Here is a 17,110-nt window from a genome sequence, read left to right on the forward strand (position 1 = left end):
ACAATATTTTATAGAACGCTGAGGAGTAAACATGAACAAATCAATATTAGCCGTAGCAGCCGCAACCAGCCTGTCACTTAATGCGATAGCCGATGATATGCCGGGTAAAGGTGTCGAAGTGACACCAGTACAGAGCGCCATTGCAGAAGAAAGCTTCCAAACGATTGTTATTAACAAAGCGCTGGAGCAGCTCGGTTACGATGTTCAAGACATTAAAGAGGTCGACTACAGCGCAGGCTACACTTCGATTGCTAATGGCGATGCGACTTACATGGCCGTGAACTGGTACCCATTGCACAACGGCATGTTTGAAAGTGCTGGCGGTGACGAGGTGTTTTATCGCAAAGGCGCTTACATTGAAGGCGCTGCGCAAGGTTATCTGATTGATAAAAAGACAGCCGACAAGTACGGCATTACTAATATCAATGATCTGCAAGACCCTAAAATCGCCGCCCTGTTCGACACCAATGGTGACGGCAAAGCCGACTTAACAGGCTGCCAAGCCGGTTGGGGTTGTGAAGGTGTGATTGAACACCAACTCGATGCCTTTGAGTTACGCGACAACATCAACCATAACCAAGGCCAGTACGCGGCGATTATTTCGGACACCATTGTGCGTTATAACGAAGGTCAGCCTATCTTTTATTACACCTGGACGCCTTACTGGGTTTCAGGAAAACTGGTTCCGGGTAAAGATGTGGTTTGGCTAGAAGTTCCGTTCTCTGCCAACCCGAATGGCACCGACACAACTCTACCAAACGGCAAAAACTACGGTTTTGAAATTAACCAAGAACGTATTTTAGCCAACAAAGAATTCGCTATGGAAAACCCAGCAGCGGCCAAACTGTTTGAAGTGGCGAAGCTGCCGATCAACCATGTCAGTGCAGAAAACATGCTGATCGCCAATGGTGAAGACTCACAACAACAAATCGAAGCGCATGCCGAAAATTGGATTAAGGCAAACCAAGCGACGTTTGATTCATGGATAGAGCAAGCTCTAGCAGCGGCAAAATAATAACCATAAAGCTGTAAACCCTGAGCCGCACCGAGTGCGGCTTTTTTATTGGCTGAACTTATATTGTTTAGCTCGGTCTGAGGCCTTTAAATCAATAAGTACCTCATAAGAGCGATACTTTATTAAGGCCGGAGCCAGACCATGTTGTTAGAAAAACTCAGTTTAAAGCTGCGAATTATTTTAATTATTCTATTTTCGGTGTTAACGCTGCTGGCCACCTCTGGGTATCAAATCTATAAATTCAGTGTTATCGAAGATTTGGTGGATAACATGTACAACCACCCAATCGCCGTTGCCAATGCTATTAAAAATGTCGATTACGACATCGTGATTATCGACCGCGAAATGAAAGGTATTGCTTTGGGGCGCGATTATGATGCTGCCATTAATGCCATTGAACAAGCGCATCAAGACGCGTTGGCCAACTTTGCCGTGATGAAAGATCGCTTTTTAGGTGATAAGCGCGATATTGAAGAGCTAGAACAATACTACTTAGATTGGACTCAGGTTTGGCGCAAAGTGTTAGAAATTAATCAGGGTGGTTCAAGTGATGAGCTTGGCCCGGTGATTGCCCGAGGTGTCATACTGGTTAAAGAATTAACTGAACGCATTGCTTATGTCAGAGAGGCTGCGGACAGCAACTTAGATATGTTTTACGACGGTGTTCATACCAATGTGAAGCAATCTTTCAGTATTGCTTTGTGGGTTGCCATTGTTGCAGTGTTGTTATTTATCATTATTGGTTACCTGATTGCGCAGAGTATCGTGCGACCACTGCAACGCTTGGTGGTGTTTTCTGAGCAAATTTCGCGCGGCGACCTCAGTTCTAAAATCTCCGCCAAAAATAATAATGAGATTGACCATCTGGGCCGAGAAATGCTCTCCATGCGCGATAATTTGAGAGGCCTTATTGCTAATATTAGCCAAGCGGTTGAATCGGTAACGCATTCCAGTAGCGATATGCAAAGGCTGGTTGAACAGTTTAGTCATGCTACATCCGAGCAAGCCAGTAACCTTGAACAGGTAACGGCGGCGGTCGATCAGATGTCTTCGACGGTAAATAATGTCGCACAGAATGCGCAACAAGCCAGAAGCGGCGCAACCGAGGCCAGCGAGCATGCTGTAGAAGGCAACGACGCCATCCGTCAGGTAAATTCGCAAGCAGAAGATCTGGTTAAAAATACTCGTGAAGTCAGCGAAACGCTGAAGCAGTTGAAAGAAGAAACCATGAACGTTGGCGATGTATTAAACATCATCAGTGAAGTTTCAGAGCAGACTAATCTATTGGCATTGAACGCTGCAATTGAAGCGGCAAGGGCGGGTCAACATGGCCGAGGCTTTGCGGTCGTTGCCGACGAAGTTCGCAACCTAGCATCAAAAACGCAAGACAGCGTTGAGGTGATTCAAAAGACGATTTCGCAGCTACAAACCGAATCGGTTAATGCGGTCGAAAAAATGAGCCAAAACTACAGCAAAGCAGAAAATACATCAGAGCTGGCTAACCAAACCAGTGAAAGCCTGTACAAAATTATCGACTCGGCTAATCAGATTTTAGCAATGAACAGCAATATAGCCGAAGACTCAGAACAACAAAGCCAGGCCGCTAGCGACATCAGCAGGAATGTTGCCAACATCTTTGCCAGTGCAAAACAGATTAACAATGATATAGGCACTGTTGCCGACTCGGCCAGTAACTTAGGTAAGATGTCTGACAGCCTATCGCAGAGCTTGGCAAAGTTCCGAATGTAGCCATTGATGAGCATGGCTTACGATTACCATTTATATGAAGAGCCGCACCGAGTGCGGCTTTTTTATGCCCATAAAATATGGCCTAGAGCGTTACAGATAACATAGCAGCATATATTTTTGCCTTAAGTAGCTAATAAGCCTTAAAGTAACGGCTTTAAACCTAAGCAAGGAGATTGGCTTGAGTAATTCGGCAATTAAACAGCTATTAAAGAGCATCGACAAACAGCTTGACCAAGCAACCAGCTCGGAGGATGTGCTGAACGCGGTGTCTTTAGCGGTGAGCTTTGGTGCGCCTGTCCGCTTTAACTATTTTAAACCCATCCTTATTGGTTGCGTATTGTTGCTAATCGCGATTGGTTTGCTTACCTATGGCTTTCAATATGAGCCAAGCGATGCAACGGACGCGGCAGTATTAGTTGGCATGCTATTGTTTATCGCCGGTATCGTTCCTATGGTCGTTGCAGGTTTGGCCAAAAAACGGTTGCGTAAGGTTTCTGACAAGGCCTTTCAGATAGATTCTTTGTTGGATAACAAACTATCTAAGCAAGCAGCACCTTCGGCTCGGGAATTGGCTCAGCAATATACCGAGTTTAATCAGGGTAATCACAAGCGTGAAATTTGGGATTGGTACCGCGGCGAATATGAAGGCTCAGAACATAGCTTCCATTATTTCTATTATCGCTTTCATTATGTTGATAGACGCCGAGAAACCTACACAACCACCAACTCCAAGGGTGAAACGGTCACTAAAACCCGTATCGTTTATGACCATTACGACCGCTATGGTTTGATCATGCCGTATGAGTTTGCCAAAAATCTGCACATTGTCAGTAGGGGCATGAGAGGCGATTATGAGAAAAAATACAAAACCGACTCTTTAGTTTTTAATAAAGACTTAACGGTCTATTGTGACGACGATCTTGATGCGGCTAAATTTTTTAAACCGTCGATCATTGTCGCCTTCGAAGACTTTGGCAAAGAGTTTAAACGCATCAACCTAGAGATTCCGGATAATGGCAACCTTTGCTTATCGTTCGATAACAGCGATTTACTCAATGGTACACGAGAAAAAGACTTAACCGAGCCACAAGCCTTTTATGATGAATTAGCCGGACATACCGATCTGGTTAAACTCAATACAGCGCTAGAATTTATCCACCAAGTTATGAAACATACAGACTCAAACTTTTAAGGAAGCAGAACATGGATATGAACCTGATTATTATTGCCGTCGTTGCCGTTATTGTCGTTGTTTGGGGCATTAGCATCTACAATAAAATTATCACTTCTAAAAATACGGTCGAGCGCGCATGGGCCGGAGTGATAACGCAAGAACGGCAGAAAAACAAAATCTTACCCGAGTTAGAAAAGGTTGTAGAACAACATAAAGAATTTGAAAGTAGCGTGCTTAGCGACATTACTAAACTACGCTCAATGATGGGTGAACTGTCTGACAGCAATGTCGACATTAACAAACTAAAAAGTGTTGAAGCGCAATCGCAAAAAGTCATGAGCGGTTTCCAACTAACCGTAGAAGCTTACCCAGAATTAAAGACCGCTGACTTGATGAACAACCTAATGAAAGAGATCAGCGAGCAACAAGAAAACATCGGTGCGGCGTTACGCCTGTTTAACCAAAACGTTGAACTGTTTAACTCAACGATTGAAGTGTTCCCAAATAGCATCATCAACAAGCACTTCAACAAAGCCAATAAAATCGATGTCTTCACCGACAGCGAAGCAGAACAGGGTTTCGACTATAAACCGAATTTTTAAAGACTGATGACAATATAACGACAGCATAAAGACGTTATATTTTTGCACTACCCCCATTACTTAGTGATGGGGTCTGATTCATAGACCGACGTTAAGATAATAATTAATTTAACTAACTGGAGGTTATACGATGAGCCAGCCAAGTATTGCGTACTATATTGCCGAAACCTTAAAACAGGCCGGTGTAAAACAAATATGGGGAGTCACGGGTGACTCGCTGAATGGTCTAAGTGATAGCCTCAATAACGTTGGTGGTATCCAATGGTTAGGCACTCGACACGAAGAGGCCGCAGCCTTTGCTGCCGGAGCGGAAGCCCACGTAAGCGAACGGCTTGCCGTTTGTGCCGGTTCTTGTGGCCCGGGTAACATGCATCTAATGAATGGCCTGTACGATTGTCATCGTAATAAAGTTCCGGTACTTGCCATCGCGTCTCACATTCCATCGTCAGAAATTGGCAGTCAATATTTCCAAGAAACTCATCCGCAAGAATTATTCAAAGAATGCAGTGTTTTTTGCGAATTAGTTTCTAATCCAGAACAGATGCCGTTGTTGCTAGAAACCGCAATGCGTCAGGCCATTTTGCACAGCGACGTTGCGGTGCTGGTATTGCCCGGTGATGTCGCACTAGAACCGATGCCGAGCAATAGCAAACAAAATTGGAGCCTGCCAAAACCTGCTGTTTTAATGCCGCAAGCTAGTGAGCTCAATCAACTGGCAGAGGCACTGCAAGGGCAGAAAAAAGTCACCATCATGGCGGGCGCAGGTGCAAAGGGCGCGCACCAAGAGTTGATCGCCTTAGCAGAAAAACTGCAAGCACCAATTGTTCATGCCTTACGTGGCAAAGAATACATTGAATACGATAACCCGTTTGATGTCGGCATGACTGGTTTAATTGGTTTTTCTTCTGGTTACCATGCAATGCGAGAAGCGGATGTGCTGTTGCTCATTGGCTGTGGTTTTCCGTACCGTGCTTTTTATCCTGAAAAGGCGAAGGTATTGCAGATCGATCACAATCCGGCGTCGCTTGGCCGACATACGCAAATTGATCTCGGTGTATTAGGCAGCAGCAAACAAACCCTGCAAGCGTTATTGCCGTTAGTGGAAAAAAACGAATCGTCGAAACACTTAGAAAAAAGCCTGAAAAATTACCAAGAGGCACGCCAAGATTTAAATAAATTAGCTAGCGGTGACAGCGGCTTAGGGCTTATTCATCCGCAGTATTTAACACGATTAATCAGCGAGCAAGCCAACGACGATGCCGTCTTTACCTGTGATGTCGGCACACCAACAGTTTGGGCAGCGCGCTATTTGGCAATGAATGGCCAGCGCCGTTTAATCGGTTCGTTCAGTCACGGTTCTATGGCCAATGCGTTATCGCAAGCCATGGGCGCGCAATCGTTAGATCGCGACCGGCAAGTCATCGCCTTGTGTGGTGATGGTGGTTTTTCAATGCTCATGGGCGATCTGCTATCGCTAAAACCATTAGAATTACCAATCAAGGTGGTGGTTTTTAATAACCGCTCGCTCGGCTTTGTCGCCATGGAAATGAAAGCCGGTGGCTATGTTTCGGACGACACCGACCTAGATAACCCAAGCTTCGCAAAAATAGCCCAAGCCTGTGGCATCAAAGGTATTCATGTTGGCGAACCAGAAAAACTTTCGGCAGCGGTCACGGAAGCACTCAATCACCCAGGGCCAGTGGTATTAGAAGTGGATACCGCCAAGCAAGAATTAGCAATGCCACCGCAAATTAACTTAGAGCAAGCCAAAGGTTTTAGCCTGTATATGATGAAGGCGATTTTAAACGGCCGTGGCGATGAAATTGTCGATCTCGGTAAAACCAATTGGTTGCGTTAGTGTGTTGGTACTAAAGCTTTTATATCGCACTATGAAAAGCCGCGCAGGCGGCGGGCTATGGAATCATTACCGTTCGCCAAAAACGTTATATGTAATCAAGGAAGCTTATGTCTAAAGCAGAGATCGAAGCAAAAATTGAGTATCAACAAGAAATTGGTGAAGCCAATCCTGGTGGATATCAGCCAGTGAGGTTTACACGTGTAAAATACAAAGCTAGTCCAACTGCTCATATCGACATTAGGCGATTTCAACGGGGTTACGATGACGAACAAGAGGAGCAATACTTCCCAACAAAGGTAGGCGTTAGGTTACCAGAGTCTGAATTTCGTCGTGTAATAAAGAAATACGCGCTGATGCCCGAAAGTTACGTTCATCCTGTGATTGTTAAAAAATGTTTTTCATTGCTAAATAGCGGAGAATTTGAGAGCGCAGTTATACAGGCTTTCAAAGCAATAGAGACTACTACTCGTGAGAAGATTGGAGCACCAGACGATATGTTCGGAGAACGGTTACTGAAAAAAGCTTTCAACCCCGATGAAGGAGTACTTACTAACTACAACCTTCCCAAATCGGAACGCTTTTCTTTTCTTAACTATATAACCGGTGCTTTTAGTTTCTATCGTAATTCGAGCACCCATAGGGATATTGAATTAGACTTTGTCACCGCATTTGATCGAATTGCAGTTGCAAGTGACTTATTAAAGACTATTGAAGATGCAGAACTCAAGATATAACAAAACTAATCAAGCGGAAAAAATTACTCGTTACGCCCCTATTTTTATGTGTTTGCGACTTGTGACATGCGAACCGCGTATCTAAATAAAAACTAAGGTGATTCTATATGGTTATTCCAAGCGAATATGAAAAATATTCAGGTGAAGTTTTCGATCCAATAGATGCTTTGGATGAAATTGAGAAAGCGAATGCCCATATAAATAAGTTTATTGAAGATATGCGCAGCGGAAATAACCCTGAAACTAATCTCGATTCTCTTAGTTTAGCAACTGATGTGCTTGGGCTTTATGCTGGGTATCCTTCTGAGGCAGCGAATATGGAGGGCTATATTAAATCAGAGTTGGCCGTCAGCTATATCGAAGTTGCAGATTTATTAATAGAGTGGTCAGCGAAAATGAATGCTTTAATTAAGTCTAGGTTGATGAATCGACCTAAAGGCTAGAAAAATTTATTAGTCCGGCCACTTTAAAAAAGCAGTCAGACTGATTCAGCAATTCGCCGCTATAGGACTCCTTCACATACTTATGGAAAAGTCAGTTAAAGATTCGAAGCTAAAAGCTTTGCAGAATTTCCGAGACGTATTGTCTACCCACAACATAAAGACAAAAGAAGAGTTGATTTCAATAGCAGATGAAAATGCTGAGATACATTTAATACTTGTAGAGCATTTCAAAAATAACTGTTGGGGACACACTGAACTGAAAACCTATGATGGATATTATTGTTTAAATGATTATCCAAAAATTGGGACCTATACTTTTTTATATCAAGAGCGAGGTTCGATACGCCTCGAAAAGAAAGATTTTTCTAGTTATTTCGCTTGTTTGGTTTATGGCATATATTTCTAAATGGTAGTTTTCAAGGATAGAAATGACGGTTTGATAAAACCAATAACAGGCCGAGAGGAAGAATTAATTTCTCGATGCCTAATGGGTATCGGTATTTTGATATTAATCATTACTGTTATTGTGAATACTTTCCAAACCGTGCATGTTGCTTCATTAGAAAAACATACCGCTTACATCATTCGAGTTGATAGCGAGTGGGTTACTTTAGCTACACGCACAACAAATAAAATATTGAAACATGATGTAACGGTACTTCTGGAAATCGATGGCGAAATGAAATCGTTAGAGCTAAACACATACACTCCATCCCCCAGGGTTGGCGATGAAGTAGAAGTAAAATATGACCCCAAACCACCGGGGAAGTTGGTTGTTTTTAAGTTTAGCGATGTTTGGTTTGGGCTTTATGATGGCCTAGCATACACAATTGCTGGCTGCTTTTTATTTTTAGGGTTCGCAATCAGTTCTTTATTTTATTCGCTTATCGCAAGAATAACTAATCGAAACAGAACTTACCGTAAATATTAGGCAACCCAATTTAAGTAAATAGTCTGGCTAATTCAGCAAGTAACGAACTTCATTTCAGCTTCTGCGATGCTCGTAATCAAAACCATTTGGGCATGTAGGTGGCATGGAAGGTTGGGGAGAGGACGAAAATGATAAGAATAATGCTAATCGTTAGAGCTTTCTTAATTTCCGGAAATTAAAAATAATCCTAAAGAAGGCGACCAAATTCCTTTGTTTTTATGATATAACAAGCCACTTAAAATGAAGTGGTTTTATCTAAGAAGCTTGATAATAAATTTTGGTTAAATTAACCATGCTACCCACATTACAACCCTGAAAATTGAAGAGTTTAAAGGGGGTGCAGTAAGTTTTCTTAGTACATTAGAGTTTTTATTATGATTAAAAAAATAATTGAGCCTGACTTTGAAGGGCTTTATATGCAATATGGTGGGAGAAAATTTTTTTTAATTGTTCATTTTTTTGGTCCTTTTTTATCCTTAATGGCATTTCTTTTTTTTCCATTAGTTTTTTATTTTGGAGAAGAAATAGATTTGTTAAGTGGTTTTTTCATAGTTACATTGATTTACATTCCTAGTGTTTTTTCTTTTTTACTACTTTTTTTATATAAGAAAATACATCTCTATATAATGCTTCCAGAGTTTGTTGTTTTTATTTGTTTTTTTCTTGGTTCATTTGCATGGGCTAGTATGTATGGGTTTAATTATTGGTTTTATATTTTAATGATCTTTGATTTTTTTGTGGCAAACTCTCTTGTTATATTTGCTTCTTTAAGAGTTTGTGGTCATGAAATAGATGATTTTATGGGTGGGATTTTCATTGAAACTGAAGATGGAAGATGCATTTTAAGTTTAAATAAAAGAGATAAAGAAGGTGTTCTTATTAGAAGTACAGGAAGCGAAAGGCTATTTTATTCAACTAATTTTGGTTTTTTAACTCGGTTTTTTTTGGTTTTTTTATTTTTTAAAATACCAGTCTTGTTATATATATTTCCAGATTTTTTTTATATTTATAATTCAGGTAATCCTGAATTTTTAAAATTTATGTCAATTGCACTTATGTTGACATATTTATCTTCTCGAAAAAATACATTTGAACGTTTTGTTTTACTAAGAGCAATTAACCGGCGGGAGTTTTTCGTTAATAAGTATATTTGATTTTTATAAGCGTTTTGGAATCAAAGGGGTTAGGTTTTTTTATTTTGTTAACGCGACAGTAGTTTAACTACTTCCAGCGATAAACAACCGATGGTTACTATAACGACTAACAAAAAATCATTTCAATGTGCAATTAATCGGCTTGTGTATTTATAAAAATTTGAGTGGCTGTCCTCGTTAGTCTGAAGAAAAGATATTATGATAAAGTTGGGATGACTGATTAAATAAATTCGATATCAATATTAATGTGTAAGTGATGATTTATGGAAAACGAGATTTCAAAATCGATACTGACCGAGGCTGAAAAGAGCTATGTCTTATCAATACAAAAAAAACTTAACGATACTCGCCAGTTAATTTACGGCATATTCCTCTTCAGCGAGTTAATAATGGCTGGCTTGATGGTTCTTTTTTGGTTAGATGGTAAAGGTATCGGGCAACTAATCGCTTTTTTTGGACTTCCTTTGCTAGTTTTTGAAATTTTCAGGAGGGTTAATAAGTATCAACCTAAAGAAGAGGTCGCTTTACATAAAGAGGTTAAGAAAGGCCTGCTAGAGGTTAAAATAATTGAAAAACTTTCAATGAGATTTGGTCCTCCTTTTTACTATCGCCGTGAAGCTATCGACTATATTGACAAAGATCTTTCTCTGATACCTAGTACTTGGAAAAATAATAATTTCATCACCTATAACGAGAGCGTTAAGTGTGAAGGTGTTTATATTCCGCTCAATGGCACTCTAAAGACTCACTATAAGTCTAATCAAATTTTTGTTGTTACTCGCCTTAATCAATATTCAATCGAAACAGAAAAAGCCATCAGTTATAAGCCGGTAAAGCTAAAGTTTATGGTTCTCTTGCTTTTAGCATTCATACTCTCCATTCCTTCAAGTGTTTTGTACATTGCAGAAACAAACAGTAAATATGGCTCCATTAGTAATTTTGCTGAGTTGGTCATTTATCAGCCGTTGCAATATTCAGATATAAATAGCCTTATCGAGGATGGGCCACAACTTAATCGTCGAGTGCAGATTTCTGAGATGGACATCGGCTATTATGAAAAGTCAGTTAGCATGTCTAAATATCGGACTATTCCAGGAAAATCGGTCAATGGCCTAGTCATAGAACTTCAAGCATTACAAAAATCATGGCATATAAAAGAGCAAGAGTATTTAACGTTTAAAAAACTTACGCGTGAAAATCTTAATACAGAAATGATTGATAAAACATTACCTGTGTTATCACTAAATCCTAACTTTAGAAGTGTTTTAAACGACATCGAAAATAACCTAGTGGACTCGGATTTACAAAAAAAACTAAAGTTCTATCTGTTGTATGATGAGTATGAAAACTTTAATAAAGAGATTGATGCTTTGTTTGGTTATGAGGTAAATACATCATTTAGAATTAGCGGTTTAGATAGATATCTAGCAATTGGTTATATGTTAAAAGAGGATGTTCTTAGCGGTGAGGTTAGTGAGCGATATCAAAAAATAATCGATGATATACACTTTATTTCAACTCATAATAAGGTCGGCGCGGTAACTCGGCTTGCTGATCCTAGCGCTCGTTATTCTTACGATCGTTACTTAACAATAAATGTAGATGCTAGATATTCATATCCAACTCTAGGTATCTGGCTATTCATTGGTTTAACACTCGTTATTATCATTGTCACCACTGTGGTGTATTTACCGGCGGCTTATTTAAGGTACAGGCATTACTTCTATCAAATACAATCCATTTATGCAAAGAGCGGTTGTTAAATTTATATTTTAACTTTTTAATGTAGGCTTTAAGAGTCCAGAAATAAAAGGGATATCCATTTTAAGTTGATGGGTCAGGTACTGGGCCCTCTATTGCAGAGCGTGTTCAATTGGCGCTTGAATTCAATGATTGGCATGAGCTCTGATGGACGTGGATCAACGGTATTTTCCAACAACGGATGACGGCGCTGAATTATGTTTGAATTTTATGTTACTTAAAGAGATCAGAGTCTTGGATTTTTCGCAATCAGCTCTTTATTTTATTCGCTTATCGCAAGAATAACTAATCGAAGCGGAACTTACCGCGCCTAACAAACACCCCTAGCTAGTTTAACTAGAGGTGCTTATGCCAAAATCTAAAAACTGGGAATATTCAAAAGAATTTAAAATCAGAGCGGTTAAAATGAGTTATCAGCCTGATATCCAAAGCAAACAAGTGGCTCACTGTTTAGGTGGGCTTTATGAGGGATTTTATAGATGACTTTGAAGAACTTTTTACTAGTTATTCTTTCTGCACTAATTTTTGGATGTGCTACTACTAATACTCAAAAGGAGCAGGAACGACAGATGCTATTTGAGGCTATTAGGGATAAAAATTTGTCTCAGGTTCAAGTAATCGTAGAAAGAGGTGTAGTGGACTTAGATCCGCCAACTCAACCTAATATGGTAAATAAAGCGTTGGCATATGCATCCATATACGGAAATCTAGACATAGTCGAATACATTTTAAGTCAAGGTGTTGAGATAGATGGGATAGTCTCTTATAGAGGTACAGCTTTACTAAGAGCAAGCGAAGCCAGAAATTTTGATATTGCTACCTTTTTAATTAAATCAGGAGCAAATGTGAACCATGCTAATTCTTTTGGAATTTCGGTTATGAGTGGGTATGCCATTGTCTGTAAACCGGAGCTTATCGATCTCGCGCTAGAGTATGGCGGGGATATAAATATGTCGCATGTTATGACAGTTTCTACAAATTATGGTGAGCAAGCATACAATCCTATTCAATGGGCTGTATTAAAAGGAAATGTTGAGTGCGTGGAGCACCTTATAAATAAAGGCGCTGATTTAAACGTCGTGTCGAGAGACAATGAAACTTTAATTGATTTGGCCAACAGGCAAGAGAATCAGAAAATCATTCGATTAATTGAGGAGAACTCATAAAATCGAAGCGGTACTTACCGCGCCTAACAAACACCTCTAGCTAGTTTAACTGGAGACTAGAGGTGCTTGCTTACCGCATTACTTTCAGAGTTGTTAGAGCGCGAATTACAAAACGACTTCGGCGAGGCTGCCTTTGCTTTCTAGCCAAGTTTTACGATCACCGCTGCGTTTTTTCGCCAGCAACATGTCCATCATTTCCATGGTGTCGTCACCTTCTTCGATAGTCAGTTGCACTAGGCGACGGGTATTTGGGTCCATGGTGGTTTCGCGCAGCTGTATCGGGTTCATTTCACCCAAGCCTTTAAAGCGAGTGACTTGAACTTTGCCGCGTTTTTTCTCTGCTTCAAGGCGATTTAAAATGCCTTCGCGCTCTTCATCATCGAGTGCGTAATAAACTTCTTTGCCAATATCAATTCGATACAACGGCGGCATGGCAACGTAGACGTGTCCTTTTTGCACCAAGGTTTTAAAGTGGCGAACAAAGAGTGCACACAGCAATGTAGCAATGTGCAAACCGTCTGAGTCAGCATCGGCAAGGATACAGATTTTACCGTAACGTAAGCCTTCGATGTCTTGGCTGTCTGGGTCAACACCCAGTGCAATGGCAATGTCGTGAACTTCTTGGCTGGCAAGAATTTCGTTACTGTCGACTTCCCATGTGTTCAAAATTTTACCGCGCAACGGCATGATCGCTTGGAAAATTCGGTCGCGTGCTTGCTTTGCAGAACCGCCTGCCGAATCACCTTCCACTAAAAACAGTTCGCCTTTCATGGCATCGTTGCCGGAACAGTCTGCTAATTTACCCGGCAGTGCTGGGCCTGAAGTGACTTTTTTACGGGCGACTTTTTTAGCTTTGCGCATACGCGCGTTAGCGTTTGAGATTGCCAGTTCTGCGAGCAGCTCGGCAATGTCGGTGTGCTGGTTAAGCCAGAGTGCAAATTCATCTTTGACCACGCCAGCAATAAAGGCTGAGGCTTGGCGCGAAGAAAGCCGCTCTTTGGTTTGGCCGGCAAATTGTGGATCTTGCATCTTAAAGGACAACACATAAGAGCACCTGTCCCAAATATCTTCTGGGCCAAGTTTTACGCCGCGCGGTAGTAAGTTGCGGTATTCACAGAATTCGCGCATGGCATCGAGCAAGCCTTGGCGCAAACCGTTAACGTGGGTGCCGCCTTGCGCTGTAGGAATCAGGTTAACGTAGCTTTCGAACAGACCTTCGCCACCTTCGGGTAGCCATTGCAACGCCCAATCGACAGCTTCGGTTTCGCTGGAAAAAGAACCGGTAAAAGGCGCTTCTGGTAATGTTTCATAAACCTTGGTGTGGCTGATTAGATAATCTTTTAGGCCATCTTCGTAGAACCAGGTTTCGGTTTCGTCTTTCTCTTCGTTATAAAAGTTAATGCGTAAGCCAGGGCACAATACTGCTTTTGCTCGAAGTACATGGCGCAAACGGCTGACTAAAAACTTGCCGGTATCGAAGTAGGACTCGTCCGGTAAAAAGCGTACCGTGGTGCCGGTTTCGCGTTTTTTGCACTCGCCGACCACTTCCATATCCATAGCTTTATCGCCATTTTGGAAGCCCATGCGATGAATTTTACCGTCGCGTTTTACCGAAACTTCTAACACCTTAGAGAGGGCGTTAACAACCGAAACACCAACACCGTGCAAACCACCGGAAAACTGATAGTTCTTGCCAGAGAATTTACCGCCGGAGTGCAGCGTTGTAAGAATCAACTCGACGCCGGGTATGCCGTGCTCAGGGTGAATATCAACCGGCATGCCTCGGCCGTTATCGGTGACGCTCAGTGAGCCGTCTTTAAACAGGGCGATATCAATTTGGTCTGCATGGCCGCCTAGGGCTTCGTCCACCGAGTTATCGATCACCTCTTGCGCTAGGTGATTGGGCCGCGTGGTATCGGTATACATGCCAGGTCGTTTTCGAACGGGTTCTAAACCGCTTAGCACTTCAATGGCTTCTGCCGAATAATTGTTAGTCATGGGCGCATGCACCTCTTTATAAACTCGATGATAAAACTTGAATAAAAATAATGACTTAGGATAACAGAAAATCGCCGATGTGCGATCACTTAGCGTCGTTGTCGTAGCTTTTACAGTGCCTCGCTACAGCTGTGCTGCCAAAGCATAAGCTTAAGTGTGGTTATTTGTTGGGTTTATTTGCTAGCTAGCAGAAAGTTGGGGCTTGTCGGCGATGTTTGAATGAGCGCTCAGGGCTCAGGATTCAAAGCTTAGTAAGCGGTGAGCGTTTCATCGAGCTCTACTTTAAAGTGCGACACTCGACTAACTCGGGTTTCTATCTGACCGTTAGCTTTGAGTTTGAGCACACGAAAACCCGGCGGTTGGCTGTCGGTGGCAAATTCATCGCTGTTTGGCAAAAACTGCACGCAGGTCGATGGCGTAGAAAGGTAGCGAACGCCGTTTAGGGTTCGGTCGCTTTGTTGATGAACATGGCCAAATAGAACGCAACGCACGTTGTTGTGACAGCGAATAATGGCTTGCAGTTTATCGCCATTATGAATGCCGATTTTATCCATCCAAGCACTGCCAATATTGATTGGGTGGTGGTGGCAGCTGATCAGGACATGATGATTCGGGTGCTGTTCTAGCGCTCGCTCTAGGCGGTCTAGTTCGGTGTGGCTGAGCTCGCCATGGACTTCATCGCAAACGTGAGTATCGAGCAGCACAATAAGCCACGAACCCAATTCGAGCACCGATTGCTCATGGTTAAACCCTTTGCTCGAATGGCTCATGCCGCGAGGGCAGTCATGGTTGCCGGGAATCCAATACATGGGCGCGTCGATCGCCGACACGCTGTTCAAAAAATGCTGATAGGCCTGTTGGCTGCCGTCTTGTGAGATATCACCCGTCGCCAATAGCAGATCGATATTACTGCCACATAGCTGAACCTGACCTATCACCTGTTGCAGGCTGTCATAGGTATTCATGCCAAGCAAGGTACCTTCTTTGCTGGCATGCAGGTGAGGATCTGTAATTTGAAGCAGGGTGTAGCTTTGTTCCATCATTACCGCCATATCACATCAATGCAGAGTATTTCGGGTTGGGCTTTTCAAATACGTCGCAGAATTGTATGGGGTTTAATTTGCTCAAAGAAGGAACTGATCGACAAAATTAAGGCGTGTTTGGGTCATTTTCCAGTTTTGCGGGTTGCCACACAGTTCGAACGCTGCCGTGGTTTAGTAGGTGGCTGAGCCATTCGGCCAAATAGTGGTTGGCCTGCTCTTTTTCATCAATTTGGTACATCATGTCGTTCGGGTAGCGGTAAACACCGTTTAGCTGGCTGCCTTGCTTTAGTGTTACGACTTCCGCCATGCGAGCATCGGAATAGAGCCGAACAGTCAATTCGACGACATTTAGCGGCTCGGGAAAGTGACTGAAGGTTTTGGTTAGCTGTAAGGTTGTGGTGTATTTAAAGCGCTCGACCACGTCGATGCTGACAGCGACTTCGTTGTCGTTGTCATGCCAGCCAAACTCAAAGTGGTCGGCCTTTTTGTCTCTGAGCAATCGCTCCAAACGTACAAAGTTGGCTTCGCAAAGCTGACCGTGTTTGGCGATGTCGGGGATGTAGCGTTTTATAATCAAAAGGTTACTCGTCGTTATTTTTTAAATATCACTGAATTGCTTAAAGCTTAGTTTAGCTGCTGCATTAGAGGTTCTAAATCGGAGGTTGTAAAGCGATAACCGGCTCTCGCCTTACTGGAATACTAAAGCATGCTGGTTGATCAGTAGAGCCAAATTAGGCGGTTTGCCACTTTTGTCGCAAGGTTGCTTGGTTTAAGGCAAACCATTGCAGAGCAATAACACTGGCGGCGTTGTTAATAACACCCTGTTCGAGCCATTGCAGGCCTTCGTCAAAGCTGGGTGTTAATACCTGAATGTCTTCACCTTCGTAATCTAAGCCATGCACGCCACTGGCGCAGCGGCTATCGACTTCACCGACATAGAGGTGAATGCGCTCGTTGGTGCCGCCTGGTGAAGGCAGGTAACGACAAATAAACTCCATTCGGCCAACCTCGACACCGGCTTCCTCTTGAGCTTCTCTTCGGGCGACTTGCTCAGGGCTTTCATCGGTATCGATCATGCCTGCCACCAATTCAATAAGCCAAGGGTTGGCTTCACGCAATGCGCCGCAGCGAAACTGCTCGATCATGACAAAGCTGTCGGCATTAAAGTCGACCAGCAGTAAGCAAACCGCTTCTGTGCGCTTTAGCAGTTCGCGCTCAATGGTTAGCTCGCCACCGTCGAAACGCTGATGAGTAATGGTGAGCTTGTCCATTTGGTTAAAGCCCTGATAGAGCGGCTCACTGTGCTTAATATCAAACTTAAAAAGATCGGTGTTTCGCTTCATAGTGGATTAAACCTTGAATAGAACAGTGTTTTTTTGAAATATAGTGACTTTCGATGCAGTTTATTTTGCCGTATTTGTTGAAATAATGGCTAGCTAGTCTGATATTAAACTTTAGGATTGAATGCTCTGCGCGCATAAT

Annotated in this window: 15 protein-coding genes; 11 read left to right on the top strand and 4 right to left on the bottom strand. The window is 42.4% G+C overall.

Annotation, left to right across the window (positions count from 1 at the left end):
* The first annotated feature begins 31 nt into the window (after positions 1-31).
* The 11 genes from proX to FME95_RS12900 all read left to right on the top strand — a co-directional run bounded on the left by proX (position 32) and on the right by FME95_RS12900 (position 12,587).
* Positions 32-1,015, top strand: a complete 984-nt coding sequence (gene proX, locus FME95_RS12845) for a glycine betaine/L-proline ABC transporter substrate-binding protein ProX (protein ID WP_147714901.1) — start codon at positions 32-34, stop codon at positions 1,013-1,015.
* Between the two features lie 141 nt (positions 1,016-1,156).
* Complete coding sequence (locus FME95_RS12850) at positions 1,157-2,764, top strand: methyl-accepting chemotaxis protein (protein ID WP_147714902.1); 1,608 nt, start codon at positions 1,157-1,159, stop codon at positions 2,762-2,764.
* Between the two features lie 178 nt (positions 2,765-2,942).
* The gene (locus FME95_RS12855; protein WP_147714903.1) at positions 2,943-3,956 is read left to right on the top strand and encodes a DUF3137 domain-containing protein; all 1,014 of its coding nucleotides are present in this window, start codon (positions 2,943-2,945) and stop codon (positions 3,954-3,956) included.
* A gap of 11 nt (positions 3,957-3,967) precedes the next feature.
* Positions 3,968-4,540, top strand: coding sequence for a LemA family protein (locus FME95_RS12860; protein ID WP_222709991.1), 573 nt, complete (start codon positions 3,968-3,970; stop codon positions 4,538-4,540).
* 130 nt (positions 4,541-4,670) lie between these two features.
* Positions 4,671-6,398, top strand: a complete 1,728-nt coding sequence (gene poxB, locus FME95_RS12865; protein ID WP_147714904.1) for a ubiquinone-dependent pyruvate dehydrogenase — start codon at positions 4,671-4,673, stop codon at positions 6,396-6,398.
* A 107-nt stretch (positions 6,399-6,505) separates the two neighbouring features.
* Complete coding sequence (locus FME95_RS12870; protein WP_147714905.1) at positions 6,506-7,132, top strand: TIGR02391 family protein; 627 nt, start codon at positions 6,506-6,508, stop codon at positions 7,130-7,132.
* Between the two features lie 107 nt (positions 7,133-7,239).
* On the top strand, positions 7,240-7,575 hold the full coding sequence (locus FME95_RS12875; RefSeq protein ID WP_147714906.1) for a hypothetical protein: 336 nt from the start codon (positions 7,240-7,242) through the stop codon (positions 7,573-7,575).
* A gap of 487 nt (positions 7,576-8,062) precedes the next feature.
* Entirely contained in the window at positions 8,063-8,506 is a 444-nt protein-coding gene (locus FME95_RS12885; RefSeq protein WP_147714908.1) for a DUF3592 domain-containing protein, read from the top strand.
* Between the two features lie 374 nt (positions 8,507-8,880).
* Positions 8,881-9,660, top strand: a complete 780-nt coding sequence (locus FME95_RS12890; RefSeq protein WP_147714909.1) for a hypothetical protein — start codon at positions 8,881-8,883, stop codon at positions 9,658-9,660.
* Positions 9,661-9,923: 263 nt separating this feature from the next.
* Positions 9,924-11,423, top strand: a complete 1,500-nt coding sequence (locus tag FME95_RS12895; protein ID WP_147714910.1) for a hypothetical protein — start codon at positions 9,924-9,926, stop codon at positions 11,421-11,423.
* Positions 11,424-11,900: 477 nt separating this feature from the next.
* A complete protein-coding gene (locus FME95_RS12900; RefSeq protein WP_147714911.1) occupies positions 11,901-12,587 on the top strand; it encodes an ankyrin repeat domain-containing protein in 687 nt (228 codons plus the stop codon).
* 105 nt (positions 12,588-12,692) lie between these two features.
* Here the strand turns inward: FME95_RS12900 and parE are convergent, their stop codons facing one another.
* The 4 genes from parE to FME95_RS12920 all read right to left on the bottom strand — a co-directional run bounded on the left by parE (position 12,693) and on the right by FME95_RS12920 (position 16,971).
* Complete coding sequence (parE, locus tag FME95_RS12905) at positions 12,693-14,585, bottom strand: DNA topoisomerase IV subunit B (RefSeq protein ID WP_147714912.1); 1,893 nt, start codon at positions 14,583-14,585, stop codon at positions 12,693-12,695.
* A gap of 248 nt (positions 14,586-14,833) precedes the next feature.
* Positions 14,834-15,637, bottom strand: a complete 804-nt coding sequence (gene cpdA / locus FME95_RS12910) for a 3',5'-cyclic-AMP phosphodiesterase (protein ID WP_147714913.1) — start codon at positions 15,635-15,637, stop codon at positions 14,834-14,836.
* A 97-nt stretch (positions 15,638-15,734) separates the two neighbouring features.
* Positions 15,735-16,205 carry a DUF1249 domain-containing protein gene (locus tag FME95_RS12915; RefSeq protein ID WP_246109381.1) on the bottom strand — a complete coding sequence of 157 codons (471 nt, stop codon included), beginning with the start codon at positions 16,203-16,205 and terminating at the stop codon, positions 15,735-15,737.
* 154 nt (positions 16,206-16,359) lie between these two features.
* Positions 16,360-16,971, bottom strand: a complete 612-nt coding sequence (locus FME95_RS12920) for an NUDIX domain-containing protein (RefSeq protein ID WP_147714914.1) — start codon at positions 16,969-16,971, stop codon at positions 16,360-16,362.
* Positions 16,972-17,110: the final 139 nt, after the last annotated feature.

Origin of the sequence: Reinekea thalattae (genome assembly GCF_008041945.1) — a bacterium.
GTDB lineage: Bacteria > Pseudomonadota > Gammaproteobacteria > Pseudomonadales > Natronospirillaceae > Reinekea > Reinekea thalattae.

Excerpts from the sequence above, each read along its gene's own strand:
- poxB (WP_147714904.1), top strand. The coding sequence starts at position 4,671 with ATGAGCCAGCCAAGTATTGCGTACTATATTGCCGAAACCTTAAAACAG.
- proX (WP_147714901.1), top strand. The coding sequence starts at position 32 with ATGAACAAATCAATATTAGCCGTAGCAGCCGCAACCAGCCTGTCACTT.
- FME95_RS12860 (WP_222709991.1), top strand. The coding sequence starts at position 3,968 with ATGGATATGAACCTGATTATTATTGCCGTCGTTGCCGTTATTGTCGTT.
- parE (WP_147714912.1), bottom strand. The coding sequence starts at position 14,585 with ATGACTAACAATTATTCGGCAGAAGCCATTGAAGTGCTAAGCGGTTTA.
- FME95_RS12875 (WP_147714906.1), top strand. The coding sequence starts at position 7,240 with ATGGTTATTCCAAGCGAATATGAAAAATATTCAGGTGAAGTTTTCGAT.
- FME95_RS12900 (WP_147714911.1), top strand. The coding sequence starts at position 11,901 with ATGACTTTGAAGAACTTTTTACTAGTTATTCTTTCTGCACTAATTTTT.
- FME95_RS12885 (WP_147714908.1), top strand. The coding sequence starts at position 8,063 with ATGGGTATCGGTATTTTGATATTAATCATTACTGTTATTGTGAATACT.
- FME95_RS12895 (WP_147714910.1), top strand. The coding sequence starts at position 9,924 with ATGGAAAACGAGATTTCAAAATCGATACTGACCGAGGCTGAAAAGAGC.
- FME95_RS12870 (WP_147714905.1), top strand. The coding sequence starts at position 6,506 with ATGTCTAAAGCAGAGATCGAAGCAAAAATTGAGTATCAACAAGAAATT.
- FME95_RS12890 (WP_147714909.1), top strand. The coding sequence starts at position 8,881 with ATGATTAAAAAAATAATTGAGCCTGACTTTGAAGGGCTTTATATGCAA.
- cpdA (WP_147714913.1), bottom strand. The coding sequence starts at position 15,637 with ATGGCGGTAATGATGGAACAAAGCTACACCCTGCTTCAAATTACAGAT.
- FME95_RS12920 (WP_147714914.1), bottom strand. The coding sequence starts at position 16,971 with ATGAAGCGAAACACCGATCTTTTTAAGTTTGATATTAAGCACAGTGAG.
- FME95_RS12850 (WP_147714902.1), top strand. The coding sequence starts at position 1,157 with ATGTTGTTAGAAAAACTCAGTTTAAAGCTGCGAATTATTTTAATTATT.